We start from the raw sequence: 18,916 nt of genomic DNA, 5'->3' as shown, positions 1-18,916 counted from the left end.
GCTTTTCCCCATTTTCCACACACTAATAAACAACAAGAATTCTTTTTTAAAAAAAGATTATCATTTATTGGAAAAAGGGAATGTGGATTTCGTTTCATTTTCTTTGTTTACTTTTGTAGAGTTATGTAGTCTTACACGTGAAACATAATTTGAGAAAGAAGAGAAATGAATACAACCTTTGAAAAAGATCTTGAGGCCAAGGGATATATCGATGAGCCGATTGATCCTACTATAGACTTAGTAGCTGAAATTCAGCGACTTAAGGAAGAAAAAAATGCTGTCATTCTGGCTCATTATTACCAAGATGCTGAAATACAAGATATTGCGGATTATATTGGAGACAGTTTGGGGCTATCTCAACAAGCAGCGAAGACTGATGCTGATGTTATTGTTTTTGCAGGTGTACATTTCATGGCAGAAACTGCAAAGATTCTTTCTCCGTCTAAAAAAGTTTTATTACCCGATCTGAAAGCCGGGTGTTCTTTATCCGACAGCTGTCCGCCACATCTATTTGCTAAATTTAAGGAACAATATCCCGATCATTTGGTGATCACGTATGTCAACTGTACAGCTGAGCTAAAAGCCCTTTCGGATATTGTATGCACATCAAGCAACGCTGTTCAGATTGTTGAGAGCTTGCCTAAAGAACAAAAAATTATTTTTGGACCAGACAAGAATCTTGGCGATTACGTGAAAAAGAAAACAGGAAGAGATTTGGTACTGTGGAATGGTGCGTGTATGGTACATGAAATATTTTCGCAAGACAAGATCACCGATTTAAGGCGGCAATTTCCGGACGCACGATTTATTGCACACCCGGAATGCGAAGATCACATTCTTGCACAAGCTGATTATGTCGGATCTACTTCTGGTATGCTGAAATATACCATTGAAGATCGTGCTCAACAATTTATTGTAGCGACCGAATCCGGGATTTTACATCAAATGCAAAAAGCTAGTCCAACAAAACTGTTTATTCCAGCTCCACCCAACAATGTCTGTGCATGCAATGATTGTCCGCATATGAAATTAAACACCTTGGAAAAGCTGTATAAATGCTTATATTACGAACTACCTGAAGTAGATTTACCGTTGGATGTCATAGAGCGGGCTAGAAAACCTATCGAGCGCATGTTAGAAATATCAGAACGTTTCGGACTGTAGACAGCCTAGAAGGCATGCTTACAATTTTGATAAGTCTTTAGACAATTAATTAGAAACCAGTGTATGTTTGACAATAAAGATAGAACAGATATAAGCGAATTGGGTGAGTTCGGCTTAATAAAATATTTAACCGAAGCCATTGTACTCGTTCAGCCGAGTACGATACAAGGAATAGGCGACGACGCCGCGGTACTGGATTTCTCCGCAAAAAAAACGTTGATATCGACTGACTTATTGCTCGAAGGGATTCATTTCGACCTAAGATATGTACCGCTGAAACATCTCGGTTATAAAGCAGTACAAGTGAATCTGAGTGATATTTATGCGATGAACGGTATCGCTAGCCAGATTACTTTTTCTATAGGGCTTTCTTCTAAATTCCCACTAGAAGCCGTGGAGGAAATATATGAAGGAGCCTTGATAGCTTGTAAAAAATATAATGTCGATTTAGTTGGGGGAGATACCTCTGCATCTACACAAGGGTTAGTCATTTCAGTAACCAGTTTGGGAGTTGCTGATCACGATCAGATTGTCTATCGCTCTGGCGCTAAAGAAGGTGATCTGTTGTGCGTATCGGGTGATTTAGGCGGTGCTTATGTTGGTTTACAGTTGCTCGAAAGAGAAAAGCAGATTTTTTTAGAAAATCCAAACATACAACCGGATCTGGAAGGTAAAGATTATATTGTTGAACGCCAGTTGAAACCTGAATCCCGTAAAGATATTATTGAATTGTTCGAAACCTACGGGATACGGCCGAACGCTATGATAGATGTATCAGACGGATTGGCCTCAGAAATTTTGCATATTTGTCAAGCATCTCAGGTAGGGTGTAGACTCTATGAAGAGAAAATACCGATCGACCCGATGACGTACGAAACAGCCCGGACATTTGGTCTAGATCCTACTGTATGTGCGTTAAGTGGCGGAGAGGATTATGAATTGTTGTTTACCATTCCACAAGATCAATACGATAAAGTAAAAAATCAATTGGATATCTCCGTTATCGGATACATCACGGATAAAGCTTCCGGATGTGATATGATATCGAAATCTGGGCATTTGCATCGTATAACGGCCCAGGGGTGGAACGCGTTCCGTACTTCTGAGTAAAATTTGAAAATGCCTCCTATTTAACGTGGGTTTATGTCTTTATCAATTTGGAAATTAAGTCCGCATTTATACAGACTTTTTTTACCTTTAGCGTAATCTGATTATAAACTACATGAGAAAACTACTCTGGACGCCCTCAATTACGTATAAGGAAGGGTCATCTTTAGCGCGTTATCAGCAGTACTTATTTGCTAAAAATAACCTAAGTTTTGATTCCTATACAGCGTTGCATCAATGGTCTATACGTCATATCGAATTATTTTGGGAAAGCATCGTAAAATTCTTTCCTATACGTTACAGTGGAACGTATAGTCAGGTTCTCCTTCAACAATCGGCTGATGCAGATTTTATCGGATCAAAATGGTTTGGTGGCATTTCTTTGAGCTATGCCGAACATATTTTTGCAGACAGGAATCGGGATACGTTGGCGTTAATTTATGCAGACGAACAAGAAGAGTACCGCGCGGTCACATGGGGCGAGTTGGAGCAACGTGTCTCTCGTCTGCAGCAATTTATGCGATCAAAAGGTATTGAACAAGGAGATCGTGTGGTCGGTGTATTGAACAATACTATAGATACTATCGCTATATTTTTAGCTGCCAATAGTATTGGCGCTATCTGGTCCTGTTGTTCACCCGATTTCGGTGACACGAGTATTGCGGAACGGTTCGATCTGATTGAACCAAAAATGCTCTTTATAGAAACTTCTTATCAATATAACGGAAAGACATTTGATAAGCGTAATACCATCGAATATATTCGAAAAAAAGTCTCCTCGATCCGTCATATAATCGAGGTGTACGGTCAACAATGGGAGGAGATACAACAGGTTTTTCAACCTCAGGAGTTATCCTTTGTGCGTGTCGCGTTTGATTTTCCTATTTGGATCTTGTACTCTTCTGGCACGACTGGCAAACCAAAAGCTATTACACACCGTACGGGCGGCAATTTGTTGGAACATTTCAAAGCGCTATCCTTTCACCAAAATGTGGCCGCTGACGACCGATTTTTATGGTATACAACTACTGGCTGGATGATGTGGAACTATGCACTTTCTAGCTTGTTATGTGGTGCTGTTTTATGCTTATACAATGGAGCTATTACTTTTAAGGAACATAAGCAATTTTGGAACTTTGTTCGTCGATCTCGAGTAAATCATCTGGGGGCAGGTGCGGCATACTTCGCCAGTACGCATGATTTACAAATTGAAAACGTATCGCTGAAAGTAATAGGATCTACGGGATCTCCATTGCCCGATGAAACTTTCCGAAACTTGCAGGCAAAATTTCCCGGGACGCATATTATTTCGTTAAGCGGCGGAACGGACGTATGTAGTGCTTTTTTGTCAGGTTGTCCGCTGCTCCCTGTTTACGAAGGGGAAATACAATGTAGAACACTTGGATCGGATATTGTGGCTTATAATGACCGTGGAGAAGAAATTTATGGTGGCGTCGGAGAACTAGTTATTAAACAACCGATGCCTTCTATGCCCTTATATTTTTGGAAGGACCCCGGAAATATGAAGTACAAAGAAAGTTACTTTGAAGGTTTTTCTGGTGTGTGGAATCATGGTGATTGGATAGTGATCCAGCAGGATGGTGGTATCCGTATGTTTGGACGTTCAGATGCCACATTGAATAGGGGGGGAGTGCGCATCGGCACGGCCGAAATTTATAACGCGGTGCAAACTGTAGCTAACGTTTTGGATAGTCTAGTTATTACTACCGATGAGACCAATGGTGCGTCTAAGATGATACTCTTTCTAAAACTTCAAGACCACGTATGCTTCGAAGAAACGGTGCGTAGCATTCAAGTCGCGCTTCGGGAACAATATAGCGCCCGGCACATTCCAGATCGCTATTTTGAGGTATCGGACATACCTTATACGCTGAGCGGTAAGAAACTGGAAATCCCAATTAAGAAAATTTTTTCGGGTATATCTGTAGAACAAGCTGTGTCAACAGATATTATGCGTAATCCGGAAAGCTTAGTAGACTTCGTTAATTTATATACCCATATCCTAGAAAACAACACATGAATACGTAAAGACCTAAGGCGAACTATACTTGGATAACCCCCACCCGATAAGTATCGGTAAGTTGTTGCTGATTAGCTGCTTCTATACCCATTGATATAATTTTCCGTGTTTCACGTGGATCTATTATACCATCCACCCACATTCTGCCTGCCGCGTAATAGGGACTAAGTTGTTCATTGTATTGTTGTTCTATTTTTCGCAGCCATTCTTTTTTTTCTTCATCGTTCAATTCAATATTTTTGCTTTTCAATGCAGCTTCCTGGATTTGCAATAATGTTTTTCCGGCCGATGCTCCGCTCATAACAGCCATATTTGCCGTTGGCCATGCATAAATCAGTCTTGGATCGTATGCTTTCCCACACATTGCATAATTTCCCGCCCCATAACTGTTTCCAACAATAAATGTAAATTTGGGCACAACGGAGTTCGCCATCGCATTCACCATTTTAGCGCCGTCTTTAATAATTCCTCCTTGTTCTGACCGAGAGCCTACCATAAAGCCAGTCACATCCTGTAAAAATACGAGCGGTATCTTTTGCTGATTACAATTCATAATAAATCGGGCCGCTTTATCGGCTGCGTCTGAATAAATAACCCCTCCCATTTGCATTTCTGTTGTGTTTCCGGGCTTTTTTGCTTTCACTACCTCCCGTTGATTGGCCACGATCCCTACTGCCCAACCGTCTATGCGGGCTAGGGTACACAGTATCGTCTTTCCATAGTCCCGTTTATACTCTTCCATGGATCCCTGATCAACGATAGCTTTTAACAATTCCCGCATATCGTAAGGCTTTAGGCGGTCCATAGGTAAATAAGACACTAAAAAATCGGGATCATATTCTGGTGCTATTGCAGGTTTTCTTGAAAAATTGTCTGCTTTTTTTCCTCCAAATTTGTCTACAATATTTTTTATGGCATCCAAGCAACCTTCGTCGTTCGGATATTTGTTATCCGTTACTCCTGATATTTCACAATGCGTCGCGGCTCCACCGAGTGTCTCGTTGTCGATCACTTCGCCTATGGAGGAGCGTACTAAATACGAGCCGGCGAGAAAAACCGATCCTGTTCCTTCTACAATCAATGCATAATCGGACATGATAGGTAGATATGCACCTCCTGCTACGCAGGGTCCCATAATCGCAGCTATTTGCGGAATACCCATAGCCGATAGTTTTGCATTGTTACGGAAAATTCGTCCAAAATGTTCCTTATCTGGAAAAATTTCGTCTTGTAAAGGGAGATAAACACCAGCCGAATCTACCAAGTAAATTATCGGTAAGTAGTTTTCCATCGCAATCTCCTGAGCTCGTAGATTCTTCTTCGCCGAAATAGGAAACCATGCGCCAGCTTTAACGGTTGCATCATTGGCGACGACAATACACATCCTGTTTTGTACATACCCGAGCACAATGACCACCCCTGCATTTGGACAACCGCCATGCTCCTCGTATAAGCCTTCTCCGGCGAATTTACCTATTTCCGTATAGGGCTTTTCTGGATCCAACAAATAAAAAATGCGTTCCCACGCCGTCAACTTTCCTTTTTCTTTGTGTTTCTGTATTTTATCAAGGCCTCCGCCCAATTGGAGTTTTTCAGTTTTTCGTTTCAAAAGTTCCAATAATTCTTGCATAAGCAGTTATTTTTTAAAACATTTTAATTTATAAACGGTTATTATCTTTGAATTTGTGAAAATTTTAAAATATCAATTGTTTTTTATATTTTTCGTAAATCCAATATAAACATACAAAATATTATGTTACGTACATACGAAAATGAACAATTAGCTTTGGTTAAAGAAAGTGCTCGACAGTTTGCTAGAGATTTTATAAAACCGCACGTGATGGATTGGGATGAAAAACAATTCTTTCCGTTAGACCTCTTCAAAAAGTTGGGAAAATATGGTTTTATGGGAGTTCTCGTACCTGAGAAATATCAAGGATCTGCGTTAGACTATCAAGCATATATTACCATACTGGACGAAATTTCGCAGGTTTGTGGATCAATTGGCTTATCCGTAGCCGCACATAATTCATTATGTACTAATCATATACTGTCTTTCGCAAATGAAGATCAGAAACAAAAGTATTTGCCTAAATTGGCTACAGCAGAATGGTTGGGGTCATGGGGACTTACCGAAACAGGATCCGGATCCGATGCGGGAGGATTGTCCACTACGGCAACCAAGGACGGCGACTATTATATTCTGAATGGGTCCAAAACGTTTATAACACATGCCATTAGCGGAGACATTGCTGTTGTGATGGCCAGGACCGGGGAGAAAGGTGATAAAAAAGGCGTCACGGCTTTTATTGTAGAAAAAGGAACTGAGGGATTTTCTGCAGGAAAAAAAATTGACAAATTGGGCATGCGTGCGTCGGAAACAGCTAGTTTATTTTTTGACAACTGCCGTATCCATCGGCAACAAATGATAGGTGCAGAAGGAGACGGTTTTGTACAGGCGCTGAAATTGCTGGACGGTGGTCGTATTTCTATTGCGGCATTGTCGTTGGGAATAGCAAGGGGGGCATACACATGTGCTTTACGGTATGCGAATGAACGTGAGCAATTTAACCAAAAGATTTTTGATTTTCAATCGGTAGGATTCACGTTGGCCGATATGGCCACCAAGATAGAGGCCGCGGAGTTATTAATTAGACAGGCAGGTCAATTAAAAGATGAAGGTAAGAAAATGACGAAGGAGAGTGCGATGGCTAAGCTATATGCATCAGAAGTTGCGGTGGAGGTATCTAATGAAAGTGTGCAAATCCATGGAGGGTATGGATTTACAAAGGACTATCCTGCCGAAAAATATTTCCGCGATGCTAAGCTTTGTACAATAGGTGAAGGGACTAGTGCCATTCAGCGGATGGTCATCTCTAGAGAAATAAAAAAAGATGGGGAATGAGAATCAGGTACAGTTAGTGGATTGTCCCCGGGATGCTATTCAGGGGATGCAATCATTCCTTCCTACCGAGAAAAAGGTTGGATATATTCGTCAGTTGTTAGCAAGTGGCTGTTTTGATTTTATAGACTTTGGTAGCTTTGTTTCGCCAAAAGCTGTGCCCCAGATGGCCGATACAGCGGAGGTTATTCAACAGATTGAAAAGAAAGGATTGACGAAATTGATCGCGATCATCGCTAACGAAAAAGGAGCGGCGTTAGGAAAAAAGTACGAATTGATCGACTATTTGGGTTATCCATTTTCTATTTCCGACACGTTTCAGCGGCGTAACACCAATAGATCTACGAACGAAGCGTTTGAAACGGTAATACGTTGCCAAGAATCTTTGTCAAATGGACCGGAATTGATGGTTTATCTCTCCATGGCTTTTGGCAATCCCTATGGAGATCATTGGGACGAAGACATCGTGTTTTATTGGGTGGAAAAATTAGCGAATGTAGGCATTCGGAAGTTTTCATTAGCTGATACAACGGCGGAGGCGACGCCTGCACGGATTGAAGAGCTTTTTTCGGGTATACAAAATAATTTTTCAGGTATGGAATGGAGCATACATTTACATAGCCGTGTAGAAAATGCGCTATTAAAAGTAGAAGCCGCCTACCGCGCCGGATGCCGTATTTTTGAAGGTGCTATGATGGGATATGGAGGGTGTCCGTTTGCGCAGGATGATTTAGTGGGGAATATACCATCCGAATTATTAATAGACCGATTCGGTAGACAGGTGTCAACCAGACCGGTTGAACTCATGGAAGCATTTCAACAATTGATACATCATGAACTATAATTTTATACGCATTGAACAAGAGGAGTTTGTGTGTACGCTGACATTAGCACGTGCCGAAAAACGAAATGCCTTTACACCAATGATGATCAGCGAAATAGCGCATGTGGTAAACGAGGTCAATCGGGATGAAACTATAAAACTTTTGGTTATTCGAGCAGACGGGCCTGTTTTCTGTTCTGGAATGGATCTGAAAACATTTTATGATCCATCATTAGACGTGCGTCATTCCGCAATACCTCTCCATGATATTTCGTTGGGGGAAGTGATGTCAAGTTTACGTAAGCCTTCCGTAGCAGTTGTTGAGGGAGATGTGATAGCAGGAGGCTTTTTGCTCATACTAGGTTGTACATATGTGTTAGCAGAGGAGAAGGTTCGTTTTCGTTTACCCGAGCTAGGACTGGGAATTTTTCCTTTTCAGGTGATGGAAAGTTTATTAAAAGTAATGCCAGAGAAGCATGTATTACAGTTGTGTTTAGACACCGAATATTTCGGTGTCGATAAAGCTATGCACCTGCGGATTGTAGATAGGTATTATACGCCTGCTTCCCTAACCCAGTTGATACGTTCATTTGAAAATATCCAGACCGATGTCCTGGTAGAGGGGTTGAGCGCTTTACACGATATTCGTGAAATACCACAGGGCGAACGTTTTAAATTTTTAAAAGAAAGATTGGAAGCTTTACGTAATCGGAAGCAACAGGGGTAGAGTTGAACAGATCGTATTAATTTAAATCTGCCCTCTTTTCGATCCAAAAGTTATTATAGCCTAGGCCAACTTGGATTTCCAAAATTTTCTGTTGCAGCATTTCAAGCATGGCGAGGAAATTATAGACAAATTGAACTTTATTTTCGGAGTGTGCCCGCATCTGTTGAAAATCGAGTTTATTATTTATTTCAATGAGATCTGTGATGGCCCGTTTTTGCTGTTCGATGGTATACGGGTATTTAACGACGGTATGCGTAACTTCTTGTATACGGTGGCGAAAATTAAACATGAGTTTTTCATACACGACTAACAAGCGATACAAGTCAAACGAATCCAGTTGTTCTTCGGGGTTGTCCTTTTTGCGCGCAATTTTATTGTCAATGGTAATATTACCTCGCTGATGCAGTTTACTACGATCGTCTTCTAAACCGCGTAATTGCTCACAAATATTTTTAAATTGCTTGTATAAAATCAGTTTTTGGGTAAGTTCTCTTTTTAGATCTATTTCATTTTCCGCATCATCCAGATCTGGGCGAGGTAACAACATTTTAGCTTTAATACGCATCAGTGTCGACGCTACAAAAATAAACTCACTGGCGAGCTCAATATTCAGCGACTGCATTTGTTGAATATAATCTAGAAAATCATCCGTAATTCTTGAGATTGGAATGTCGTGGATATTGAGTTCGTCACGCTCTATAAAAAATAACAAGAGATCGAACGGTCCCTCAAATTGTTCCAGTTTTATTTCGTAAGCTTCCGTCTGCATATTTGATTCAAAAATAAGGATTTGCTTGGTAATAATTTTTTATAATTTATGAAAAGTTGCGAGGATGATAAACTTTTATTTGGATTTATTGTTCTGTACTTTAATGAATAAGTTGTTAATTTGTAACTTATTTATAGACAAGAGAAAGATATGCAAGTAGAGGCAGGTCCATTGCTCCAACGAATCAATTATCCGTCTGATCTTCGAAAGCTTAAGGTCAATGAATTGGAAATGTTGTGCGACGAGTTGCGGCAATTTATCATCGATATTGTGTCCGTCAATGGTGGACATTTTGCGGCGAGCTTAGGTGTCGTAGAATTAACAGTTGCCCTTCATTATGTACTAAACACACCGTACGACCAGATCATTTTTGATGTTGGTCATCAGGCTTATGGGCATAAGATTTTGACAGGCCGTCGGGAGGTTTTCCATACGAATCGGGTGTTGGGCGGTATTTCAGGTTTTCCTAAGCGTAGCGAAAGCGCATATGATACATTCGGTGTAGGTCATTCATCTACGTCCATTTCAGCGGCATTGGGAATGGCGGTAGCTTCCGCTTACAAAGGGGAAACGGACAAGCAGCATGTTGCTATTATTGGCGATGGCGCATTGACCGGGGGAATGGCTTTTGAGGCGTTAAACCATGCTGGGATCGAAAAATCGAACCTGCTCGTTATTTTAAATGACAACTGTATGTCTATCGATCCGAATGTAGGAGCGATGAAGGAATACCTAACGAGCATTACAACGTCGAAAAGTTATAATAAATTTAGAGACGAGTTGGTGGCTGTGCTGGCTAAGATTTCCAAAAAAGGGCCTGATGCCTATGGATGGGCGAAGAAGCTTGAACAGAGCATCAAAGGTACCTTATTAAAAAATGCTAATTTATTCGAATCGCTGAATTTCCGATATTTTGGACCGGTTGATGGGCACGATGTGGTAAAATTGGCGAAGACTCTAGAAGATTTAAAGCATATACCCGGCCCTAAGCTTTTGCATGCAGTGACTGTTAAAGGGAAAGGGTACGCGCTTGCAGAGAAAGATCAAACAAAATGGCATGCTCCCGGACTATTTGATAAGATAACTGGCGAGATTAAGAAAAGCGTGAGTGACAAACCACAGCCGCCTAAATTTCAAGATGTTTTTGGACACACTTTGGTAGAACTTGCCGAATCGAACGGTAAGATCATGGGAATTACACCGGCTATGCCTTCTGGTTCATCTATGAATATTATGATGAAGGCTATGCCCGATCGAGCTTTCGATGTGGGTATAGCAGAACAACATGCAGTAACGTTTAGTGCAGGGCTGGCGACGCAAGGATTAATACCTTTCTGTAATATATATTCGTCCTTTATGCAGCGAGGCTATGATCAAGTTATCCATGACGTAGCCTTACAAAATTTACCGGTGGTTTTTTGTTTGGACAGAGCTGGGTTAGTTGGTGCTGACGGCCCGACCCATCACGGAGCATATGATATTGCCTTTATGCGGTGCATACCTAATCTTACGGTGTCAGCACCTATGAATGAAGAAGAATTACGGAACCTAATGTATACGGCGCAGTTACCTGAAAAAGGTCCATTCGTTATACGTTATCCTCGAGGAAATGGAGTTATGGTTGACTGGAAACGACCGTTCGCAGAGATAAGCATCGGCAAAGGCCGAAAGGTGAATGATGGGGAAGAGCTAGCTATATTGAGTTTTGGCGCCATTGGTAATGAAGTGGTGAAAGCAGTGCAACTGTTAAATCAAGAGGCAATTTATCCAGCACATTATGATTTACGTTTTGCAAAACCGTTAGATGAGGAACTTTTACATGAGGTGTTCAGTACCTATCGTAAAGTGATAACCGTGGAAGATGGTACTCTGCTGGGTGGTGTTGGATCTGCTGTACTCGAATTTATGGCTGATCATGGCTATCAGGCGGAAATTGTCCGACTGGGTATTCCGGACGAAGTTGTCGAGCATGGAGAACAAGCAGAGCTTTGGAAATTATGCGGTTACGATTCCGTAGGGATAATAGCCACTTCCAAAAAACTGGCTCGGAGTATACGTACAGATTCGATGGTCTCCTAACTATTCAATACGTAAAAAAAGGAAAGGGAAGATTTAACAAATCTTCCCTTTTTTTGAGCTTGTAAAAGTCGTATATTTAAATCGAAGATTAGCTAAATAGTTTTCCACATCAGCGATTGATTTTAGTACATTTTTGAATAAAAAAAGTTCAGGAACGATCTAAAAAATCGGTTGTTGAAAAATAAAAATTGTTGCTATAATTTAGCAAAAAACTACCTTAAAAATAAGCTTAAAATATTGATTTACAATTTGTTAATGTTTTTTTAACATTTTAGTTTTTTAGCTCAATTTTTTTTGTCATCTTCGTCTTAAGAGAAAGTTTTAAACAATTTTTTTGTCAAATATTGGTTTTCAAGTTATTAACAATTTAAGAATGGAAAAAACGTGTACAAGTGTCTGGAATAGCTGTCTGCAAATCATAAAAGACAATATTCCTGCGCAAAGTTTCAAGACCTGGTTTGAGCCTGTGAAAGCGGTAGGTCTAAATGGAAACGTTTTGACTATTCAAGTACCTTCTGTATTTTTCTACGAGTGGTTGGAAGAGCACTACGTCGGAATTCTCCGTAAAACGATAAAGAAATTTTTAGGAGAACAAGGACGATTAGAATATAACATCATCGTAGATAAATCTTCTGCTAATACCCCGTACACGACTAACATTCCTTCAAATGGAAATGGTGCGGAAGGTAAAAAACAATCTATTCCTGTGCCTGTAGCATTGAACAAGAATATCAAAAATCCGTTTGTTATTCCGGGTTTGAAAAAGTTACAGGTTGATCCTCAATTAAACCATCATTATACGTTCGATAATTTTATTGAAGGGGAATGTAATCGTTTGGCTCGTTCAGCAGGATTTGCTGTGGCAAATAAGCCTGGAGGAACCTCTTTTAATCCGTTGATGGTGTATGGAGATGTTGGATTGGGAAAAACCCACTTGGCACAAGCTATCGGCAATGAGATTAAGAAGAATTTGCCAGATAAGCTTGTTATTTATGTTTCATGTGAGAAATTTTGCCAGCAATTTGTCGATTCATTGAAAAATAATACCATCAATGATTTTGTCAATTTCTATCAGGCGATGGATGTAATTATTATGGATGATGTACACAATTTTGCGGGCAAAGAAAAAACGCAAGATATTTTCTTTCATATCTTTAACCATTTACATCAATCTGGCAAGCAAATTATTCTTACTTCGGATAAGGCACCGAAAGATCTATCAGGTTTGGAAGAGCGCTTATTGAGTAGATTTAAGTGGGGATTGTCTGCAGATATCCAAATTCCAGATTTGGAAACACGGATGGCTATCTTGAAGAAAAAAATGTATTCCGATGGAATTGAACTTCCGGAGAATGTGGTAGAATATGTTGCCACGCAAATTGACAATAGTGTTCGCGAGCTGGAAGGTGCAATGGTATCTTTGTTAGCGCAGTCGACGCTGAACAAAAAGGACATCGATCTCAACCTCGCGAAATCGATGTTGAAGAATTTCGTGAAAAATACACACAAGGAGATTTCCATGGAATACATCCAAAAATTGGTGTGTGAGTATTTTGAGGTGCCGGTAGAAATGGTGAAATCTAAAGTTCGTAAGCGGGAGATCGTACAAGCACGGCAAATTTCCATGTATCTGGCGAAGAATCATACCAAATCGTCATTGAAGTCTATCGGTAGCTTTTTCGGAGGGCGTGACCACTCTACGGTAATCTATGCTTGCCAGACGGTGGAGGATTTGATTGAGACGGATAAGAAATTTAAGACATATGTTCAGGATATTCAGAAAAAGTTGAAAACTTCCTAACTATCTTGTTTAAATTTTTGAATGTAAAAGCGAAATCTTATGATTTCGCTTTTTTTGAGAAGCATTATACGAAAACCTTACTACATAAGAAAGGGAGCCCTCGCGGCTCCCTTTCACATTTGCTAAATGTTCCTAAAAAGGATCTGATGTTAGAGATTTATTATTAACGCTACTTTTTTATTGGTTCATAGGCTGCTGCGGCTGCATTGGCTGTCCTGGTTGTTGAGGCTGCACTGGCTGAGCCGGTGTTTGAATCGGTGTCGGAGTCGTTTCTTTTGGGCGTTCTGATATTATTTTTTCAAAGAGTGGCTTTTGTTCATCCGATAGTTTCTCGGCGACCTGAGCGTCTGTCGTTGCCTGTAATTTATTTAATGATTCTGCCAAGACTTCTGGAGACAGGGTAGCATCGGCTTTAACTGCTTCTTTGGCTTTTGTTCCCTCCAATACAATGTCAAAAATCGTTTTTTGTTGATCTTCAGTCAATGTTAGCTTTTCGGTTAATTCCGTTACTTCCTGTTTAGTTGCTTCTTCGGGGTTGCTTTGTGCGAATGTTAATGTTACTGCAAAAAGCAAACTGATACCTGTTAAAAATAATTTTTTCATGACTTCTATTTTATGTTAAACCATACTAATAACTTCTTTTGATTAATAACAGAGAAAATGGGGGATTTAGTATGTGTATGTATCAGGTATGTTACAATTTAACACTACTTAACACAAACTTGCACATTATCGGGGATCGGACAACTGAAGAGATATTCTACGCTGTGTTCAATCTCGGAAAGAGATCCATTCGATTTTTTGGCAATTATTCATAAAAGAAACGGTAAAAAAAAGGTGCCCATTACTTGGACACCTCTTCTAATCAACCAAAAACTCACTTATTGGTTTTTCCTTGGTCTTCTTTCTGTGCGTTGCTTCTGAAGCTCTTCGTATTTTTGCTGTTGTTCCGACGTCAAAAACGATTTTATCTTATTATTATATTTATCTCGGTTCTGTTTCAACGACTGTCTTAGCGCTTCTCTGTCACCATTTTCTGTCTCAACGATTTTGTCATCCGTGGCTTGATTAAAAGCGTATTTGTAAATCGAATCTTGTTGAGACTTTTCCAATTTTAAGGCTTCGGTTAATCGTTCGGTGATTTGTTTCGCACGTTGTTCCGGGTTCTGATTTCGAAAGTTTCCGCGACCTTGCCGTTCTTGCGCGAAGCTGATGCTAATTCCTAGTATCAGGCAGATTATACATGCTTGTAGATTTTTCATTTTACACGGTGTTTATCCGTATAAATTTAAATCAAAATAGACAAAATCGTTTATAATCAATCCTTTATTTAGGATAGTTTAACGTACATTAATATTAATTAACACTTCTGTATCTTTCAAACGCTTGTTTTATAAGTTGTTCAAATTGTTCAGATTGCCCAAATAGTACTCGCTGTTCGATGGGGAGGATATATATCGGAAGTTTTTTTAAAAAAGACTCAGGAAGACGCTGGTAGTCTTTTTCCGTGGTGACGATCATTTTATGTTCGGAATCTATCTGCACAAATGTCTGATCGATCCGCTGTAGATCTGCCGTTGAAAACGAGTGGTGATCAGGAAAAGAAATATGTTTGAGTTGTCTGACCTTCGGCTCAAGAAAACGAAGCATGGGAGAGGGATTAGCTATACCAGTCACTGCTAATACATCCATCTTTGAAAGCTGATCTGCCGATATAATCTCGCCAGCCCCATTACGGATCGGCATATATGTTATATTCGCATAGAATATCGTTGCTGCCGTGTGTTTTTCTAATCGAGTCTTTATGTGCAATAGACTTGTTGGGTCTATGTTGTTTGGACATTTTGTAACTACGATGATGTCGGCACGCCTGCTTTCTTTTAATAGATCTCTAAAATTACCTGTGGGTAAGGGTATGATAGGTCCTAGTAGAGACTGATAATCGAAGAGTAATATGCTATATGAGGGCCTTAATGCCCGATGCTGAAAAGCATCGTCTAGTAGTACAGCATGGTGATTTTTTTCCAACTGTTTAACCGCAAACACGCGGTCTTCGCATACAGCGACTGGGGTATCTGGAAATTTTCGCTTTATTTGTAGAGGTTCATCCCCAACTTCCGTTGCGTTGTTTGACACCTTTACCCAGCGAAATCCTTTTGTTTTTCTTCCATAGCCTCTGCTTAAGACAGCTACGGAGACCGCGTTGTTCAGTATGCGTAATATATATTCTGTCATAGGACTCTTACCCGTGCCACCGACTGCGAGATTGCCAATGATCACCACAGGAATATCGAAGGATGTGCTCTTTATCCAACCAACGTCAAATAATCTGTTTCGAAACCAAACAATGCTCGCGTAAAGCAAGGTAAAAGGAAAAAGTAGCCAACGCACGAAGGTGATCATTACCGTTTTTTGATCTTGATTCCAATATCGGTTATATCCCGTAATGGATTTTCCCGCATATTTTGTTCTACAGCAAACGTATATTTTCCGGTATCAGGAAAGGAAAAATTTTCCTTCAGCAGTAATTGGTTTTCATATAGTGACCCCGCACTTTTTCCGGTCCATCGTCCATCAACTTCCGCTAGTTTTAATTCATATCGGAAAGCTGTATCCCGTAGTTTAGGACCATTCTCGTGTACCAGTAGAAATAGGTTTGCGTAATTATATTCGCCTGTATTCCTGACATTGATCCAGATGTCGTATGTCGCTTTATTATCTGTAATGGCCACTTCGAATTTTGGCATCTCGCTATAATTCCAACTTCTGTTCGGTATTGCTACATTTTTTTCAAAAAAGTGCTGGTCACCACATGCTAACGCTAGCATAGTGACCATTCCCATAACAAACGGCTTTAACATTTTCATGCGATCATACATCTAAAAAGCTCCCGAGAATTTCCGTCTGCAAAAGTGTCTTTTTGTTTAACAGCGGCTATTATGACGCCCCTCCTCCAGGATTGCCTTCACTGGGTTTATTTTTGTTTCTGTTTTTATTCCGATTAAATCTCTTTTTAGGCCTGTTGGCGGAAGCTTGTTTTGTCTCCTCGGAAGTTGCAATCAAATCTGGTCCTTTGCTCTCTTTTGGTTCTGTTTTTCTGGGCTCTCCTTTTTTTACTTCTGCAGTTTTATTTTCTACGGAGCTTTCTCTTTTCGTCTTGGATTTCTTTCTTTTCTTCCGTTTGCTTTTGTCATCCAATCGGGTTAAAGAATCTTGTCCGACCACATTTTCGTAGTCGTAGGATACAGGTTTTTGTATTTCTTTGGTTTCTACTGTTACTTTTATATCCTGAATCTTTCTACCACCCCTGTTCATTTCCGCATAGTCGCGGACTTTGCTGACCTCTAATGGTATCCAGTTCTCCGCTCCAGGATAAGAATACCACATGATTTTTTTGAATATATCTGTTTTTTGAAGGTACGCAGTGCCTCCTTCGGTATCTAAGCGATCAACATTAGTAGGAATATCCCGTAATGCGTCCATATAACTGTCAAGCTCGTAATTGAGGCAGCATTTAAGCTTACCACATTGCCCAGCAAGTTTAAGTGTGTTCAGCGACAGATTTTGATATCTGGCGGCAGCAGTAGAAACGGTTTTAAAATCTGTTAACCATGTAGAGCAGCACAGTTCACGGCCGCAGGATCCAATGCCGCCAAGTCGGCTGGCCTCTTGACGCATGCCGATTTGACGCATCTCTATGCGAATCCGAAAGGCCTCAGCCATTCTTTTGATTAATTCACGAAAATCCACACGTCCTTCTGCGGTATAGTAGAAGGTCGCTTTGGTTTTATCTCCTTGATAGTCGACGTCAGAAATTTTCATGGATAACCCCAATTCAAGCGCCAGATTACGGGCTTTGTGCATTGTTTCCCATTCCAGATCTTTTGCTATATTATACTTTTGGATATCCGTTTCACTGGCTTTTCGGTATATTTTTTTTAAAACCGAATCGGCGGTGAGGTTATTCTTTTTGAGCTGTAAGCGTACCAGTTCGCCTGTCAATGATACGTGTCCAATATCGTACCCACCAGTTGTTGGTTCCACAGCAACCATTTCGCCCATTTCTAAGTATAGATTATCGGTATTCACGTAAAAATCTTTACGAGATCCTTTGAATCTTACTTCCACAATGTTAAAAGGTTTATAGTTAGATGGCAAATCCATATCGGACAGCCAATCGTATACATCTAATTTATTACATCCGCTAGTCATGCAAGAACCATTGTTTTGGCATCCTGCAGGGGTTTTTCCTGTAGTAGCTGAACTACTACCGCACCCGCCTCCGGATGAGCAACTGCCACATCCCATATTTTCCTCCTTTATATATATTGAGTCCCTTGAGGGAACGTTTGATATTTAAATATTAAAACTAATTGTAAAGATAAATCTAAAAATAAAATTTTAGGATTGGCATTCCGCTCTACTTTGTAGTGTGTTTTTTCCAATAGATCGATTGTCCATTCCAATTGTTCCGACTTGAAATTTTCGCTGAATTTTTGAACGAAATCCAGCTCCTGTCCCTGTAAAAGCACGAGACTTTGCACTCCTTGTTGTGTCAGTATAATCTGTCGCAACATATGAATGGCATAAAGTAAGAAATTTTTTTGATTTTCACGGCCTAATTTCGGGAAGTCCTCTTCGCACATTCGAATGATATTCAATCCGGCATCTGTCACAATACAGCGCAACCAGGCAAGAAGAAGTTCAAAATAAGGGTTTGTGTCTTCTTCCAACAAATCCAAAGCGGCCTGTAAATTGCCGTCTGCAATAAAGGCGATCTCGTTTGCTCGTTGCGGCAGCACCATTTTCTCCATGCATAAATAATGTTTGATGGCGTCGTGATCTAGCTTAGCCACTTTAATGAGCTGCGTACGAGAAATAATCGTGTTTAATATTCGATCCTGATTTTCGGCAACTAACAAAAACAACGTTTTGGCTGGGGGTTCTTCAATAAGTTTAAGCAAAGCGTTTCCTTGAACATCTAAAAATTCAGGTAGCCACATGATGAGGACTTTGTATTCTGCTTCAAATGCTTTTAAACTTAATTTTTTGATGATATCGTGTGCTTCTGCGATATTGATATTCGCTTGTTTGTTTTCAGCATCAAGATTTTTTCTCCAAAAATCTAATCCCATATACGGATTGGCTAAGAAGGACTTTCTCCATTCTTCGATATAGGTGACAGCAACCTCGTCTTTTCCCTTTGCAAAGAAGGGATAGGAAAAGTGTAGGTCAGGGTGAATAAGTTTTTGATATTTATTGCAGGAATTGCAAGACCCGCAGCTATCGTTTGCATGCTTATTTTCGCAATTGATGTACTGCGCATAAGCGACGGCCAAAGCAAGGCCACCAGCGCCTTCCGGTCCAAGAAAAAGTTGAGCATGGCTCACCCGGTTGTCTTTAACCGTCTGTATAAGATGAGATTTCGTGTGCTCTTGACCGATGATATCTTTAAACTGCATATTTTGATGCCACAAATGTACTAATTAATTAGTTTGTGATG

At 40.2% G+C, this 18,916-nt stretch carries 16 protein-coding genes; 8 read left to right on the top strand and 8 right to left on the bottom strand.

Annotated elements, in window-relative coordinates:
- Positions 1-165: 165 nt before the first annotated feature.
- The 3 genes from nadA (at position 166) to ACFSR5_RS02675 (ending at position 4,312) form a co-directional block, all read left to right on the top strand.
- On the top strand, positions 166-1,164 hold the full coding sequence (nadA, locus tag ACFSR5_RS02685) for a quinolinate synthase NadA (protein WP_380900443.1): 999 nt from the start codon (positions 166-168) through the stop codon (positions 1,162-1,164).
- A 63-nt stretch (positions 1,165-1,227) separates the two neighbouring features.
- On the top strand, positions 1,228-2,274 hold the full coding sequence (thiL, locus tag ACFSR5_RS02680; RefSeq protein WP_380900441.1) for a thiamine-phosphate kinase: 1,047 nt from the start codon (positions 1,228-1,230) through the stop codon (positions 2,272-2,274).
- A gap of 112 nt (positions 2,275-2,386) precedes the next feature.
- On the top strand, positions 2,387-4,312 hold the full coding sequence (locus tag ACFSR5_RS02675; RefSeq protein WP_380900439.1) for an acetoacetate--CoA ligase: 1,926 nt from the start codon (positions 2,387-2,389) through the stop codon (positions 4,310-4,312).
- A 22-nt stretch (positions 4,313-4,334) separates the two neighbouring features.
- Here ACFSR5_RS02675 and ACFSR5_RS02670 read toward each other — a convergent pair whose 3' ends face one another.
- Positions 4,335-5,942 carry an acyl-CoA carboxylase subunit beta gene (locus ACFSR5_RS02670; RefSeq protein WP_380900437.1) on the bottom strand — a complete coding sequence of 536 codons (1,608 nt, stop codon included), beginning with the start codon at positions 5,940-5,942 and terminating at the stop codon, positions 4,335-4,337.
- Between the two features lie 123 nt (positions 5,943-6,065).
- Here ACFSR5_RS02670 and ACFSR5_RS02665 point away from each other — a divergent pair, with 123 nt between their 5' ends.
- The 3 genes from ACFSR5_RS02665 to ACFSR5_RS02655 are packed head-to-tail and all read left to right on the top strand — an operon-like array spanning position 6,066 to position 8,764.
- Positions 6,066-7,217 (top strand): acyl-CoA dehydrogenase family protein, encoded by a 1,152-nt coding sequence (locus ACFSR5_RS02665; RefSeq protein ID WP_380900435.1) that lies wholly within the window; start codon positions 6,066-6,068, stop codon positions 7,215-7,217.
- Positions 7,207-8,058, top strand: coding sequence for a hydroxymethylglutaryl-CoA lyase (locus tag ACFSR5_RS02660; protein ID WP_380900433.1), 852 nt, complete (start codon positions 7,207-7,209; stop codon positions 8,056-8,058). Before ACFSR5_RS02665 ends, ACFSR5_RS02660 begins: the two co-directional genes overlap by 11 nt.
- Positions 8,048-8,764: an enoyl-CoA hydratase/isomerase family protein gene (locus ACFSR5_RS02655; RefSeq protein WP_380900431.1), complete on the top strand. Its 717-nt coding sequence runs from the start codon at positions 8,048-8,050 to the stop codon at positions 8,762-8,764. Before ACFSR5_RS02660 ends, ACFSR5_RS02655 begins: the two co-directional genes overlap by 11 nt.
- A 16-nt stretch (positions 8,765-8,780) precedes the next feature.
- On the opposite strand, the gene ACFSR5_RS02650 is transcribed toward ACFSR5_RS02655, so the two are convergent.
- A complete protein-coding gene (locus ACFSR5_RS02650; protein WP_380900429.1) occupies positions 8,781-9,533 on the bottom strand; it encodes a segregation and condensation protein A in 753 nt (250 codons plus the stop codon).
- A 150-nt stretch (positions 9,534-9,683) separates the two neighbouring features.
- Here ACFSR5_RS02650 and dxs point away from each other — a divergent pair, with 150 nt between their 5' ends.
- Together dxs and dnaA are read left to right on the top strand one after the other, a co-directional pair.
- A complete protein-coding gene (gene dxs, locus ACFSR5_RS02645; RefSeq protein ID WP_380900427.1) occupies positions 9,684-11,612 on the top strand; it encodes a 1-deoxy-D-xylulose-5-phosphate synthase in 1,929 nt (642 codons plus the stop codon).
- Positions 11,613-11,985: 373 nt separating this feature from the next.
- Positions 11,986-13,413, top strand: a complete 1,428-nt coding sequence (dnaA, locus tag ACFSR5_RS02640) for a chromosomal replication initiator protein DnaA (protein WP_380900425.1) — start codon at positions 11,986-11,988, stop codon at positions 13,411-13,413.
- 177 nt (positions 13,414-13,590) lie between these two features.
- Here the strand turns inward: dnaA and ACFSR5_RS02635 are convergent, their stop codons facing one another.
- From ACFSR5_RS02635 to ACFSR5_RS02610, 6 genes are all read right to left on the bottom strand, one after another.
- Entirely contained in the window at positions 13,591-14,016 is a 426-nt protein-coding gene (locus tag ACFSR5_RS02635; protein WP_380900423.1) for a hypothetical protein, read from the bottom strand.
- Between the two features lie 278 nt (positions 14,017-14,294).
- Positions 14,295-14,675, bottom strand: coding sequence for a hypothetical protein (locus tag ACFSR5_RS02630; RefSeq protein ID WP_380900421.1), 381 nt, complete (start codon positions 14,673-14,675; stop codon positions 14,295-14,297).
- 94 nt (positions 14,676-14,769) lie between these two features.
- A complete protein-coding gene (gene lpxK, locus ACFSR5_RS02625; RefSeq protein ID WP_380900419.1) occupies positions 14,770-15,816 on the bottom strand; it encodes a tetraacyldisaccharide 4'-kinase in 1,047 nt (348 codons plus the stop codon).
- Positions 15,816-16,256 carry a gliding motility lipoprotein GldH gene (locus tag ACFSR5_RS02620; RefSeq protein WP_380900417.1) on the bottom strand — a complete coding sequence of 147 codons (441 nt, stop codon included), beginning with the start codon at positions 16,254-16,256 and terminating at the stop codon, positions 15,816-15,818. The genes lpxK and ACFSR5_RS02620 overlap by 1 nt, the downstream gene beginning before the upstream one ends.
- A gap of 94 nt (positions 16,257-16,350) precedes the next feature.
- Positions 16,351-17,721 carry a PSP1 domain-containing protein gene (locus ACFSR5_RS02615; protein WP_380900415.1) on the bottom strand — a complete coding sequence of 457 codons (1,371 nt, stop codon included), beginning with the start codon at positions 17,719-17,721 and terminating at the stop codon, positions 16,351-16,353.
- 11 nt (positions 17,722-17,732) lie between these two features.
- Entirely contained in the window at positions 17,733-18,875 is a 1,143-nt protein-coding gene (locus ACFSR5_RS02610; RefSeq protein ID WP_380900413.1) for a DNA polymerase III subunit, read from the bottom strand.
- Positions 18,876-18,916: the final 41 nt, after the last annotated feature.

Origin of the sequence: Sphingobacterium suaedae (genome assembly GCF_042684625.1) — a bacterium.
GTDB lineage: Bacteria > Bacteroidota > Bacteroidia > Sphingobacteriales > Sphingobacteriaceae > Sphingobacterium > Sphingobacterium suaedae.
This window is presented reverse-complemented; position numbering and strand designations above follow the sequence as displayed.

Coding starts and splice junctions, on each gene's coding strand:
- nadA (WP_380900443.1), top strand. CDS start 166: ATGAATACAACCTTTGAAAAAGATCTTGAGGCCAAGGGATATATCGAT.
- thiL (WP_380900441.1), top strand. CDS start 1,228: ATGTTTGACAATAAAGATAGAACAGATATAAGCGAATTGGGTGAGTTC.
- ACFSR5_RS02675 (WP_380900439.1), top strand. CDS start 2,387: ATGAGAAAACTACTCTGGACGCCCTCAATTACGTATAAGGAAGGGTCA.
- ACFSR5_RS02670 (WP_380900437.1), bottom strand. CDS start 5,942: ATGCAAGAATTATTGGAACTTTTGAAACGAAAAACTGAAAAACTCCAA.
- ACFSR5_RS02665 (WP_380900435.1), top strand. CDS start 6,066: ATGTTACGTACATACGAAAATGAACAATTAGCTTTGGTTAAAGAAAGT.
- ACFSR5_RS02660 (WP_380900433.1), top strand. CDS start 7,207: ATGGGGAATGAGAATCAGGTACAGTTAGTGGATTGTCCCCGGGATGCT.
- ACFSR5_RS02655 (WP_380900431.1), top strand. CDS start 8,048: ATGAACTATAATTTTATACGCATTGAACAAGAGGAGTTTGTGTGTACG.
- ACFSR5_RS02650 (WP_380900429.1), bottom strand. CDS start 9,533: ATGCAGACGGAAGCTTACGAAATAAAACTGGAACAATTTGAGGGACCG.
- dxs (WP_380900427.1), top strand. CDS start 9,684: ATGCAAGTAGAGGCAGGTCCATTGCTCCAACGAATCAATTATCCGTCT.
- dnaA (WP_380900425.1), top strand. CDS start 11,986: ATGGAAAAAACGTGTACAAGTGTCTGGAATAGCTGTCTGCAAATCATA.
- ACFSR5_RS02635 (WP_380900423.1), bottom strand. CDS start 14,016: ATGAAAAAATTATTTTTAACAGGTATCAGTTTGCTTTTTGCAGTAACA.
- ACFSR5_RS02630 (WP_380900421.1), bottom strand. CDS start 14,675: ATGAAAAATCTACAAGCATGTATAATCTGCCTGATACTAGGAATTAGC.
- lpxK (WP_380900419.1), bottom strand. CDS start 15,816: ATGATCACCTTCGTGCGTTGGCTACTTTTTCCTTTTACCTTGCTTTAC.
- ACFSR5_RS02620 (WP_380900417.1), bottom strand. CDS start 16,256: ATGGGAATGGTCACTATGCTAGCGTTAGCATGTGGTGACCAGCACTTT.
- ACFSR5_RS02615 (WP_380900415.1), bottom strand. CDS start 17,721: ATGGGATGTGGCAGTTGCTCATCCGGAGGCGGGTGCGGTAGTAGTTCA.
- ACFSR5_RS02610 (WP_380900413.1), bottom strand. CDS start 18,875: ATGCAGTTTAAAGATATCATCGGTCAAGAGCACACGAAATCTCATCTT.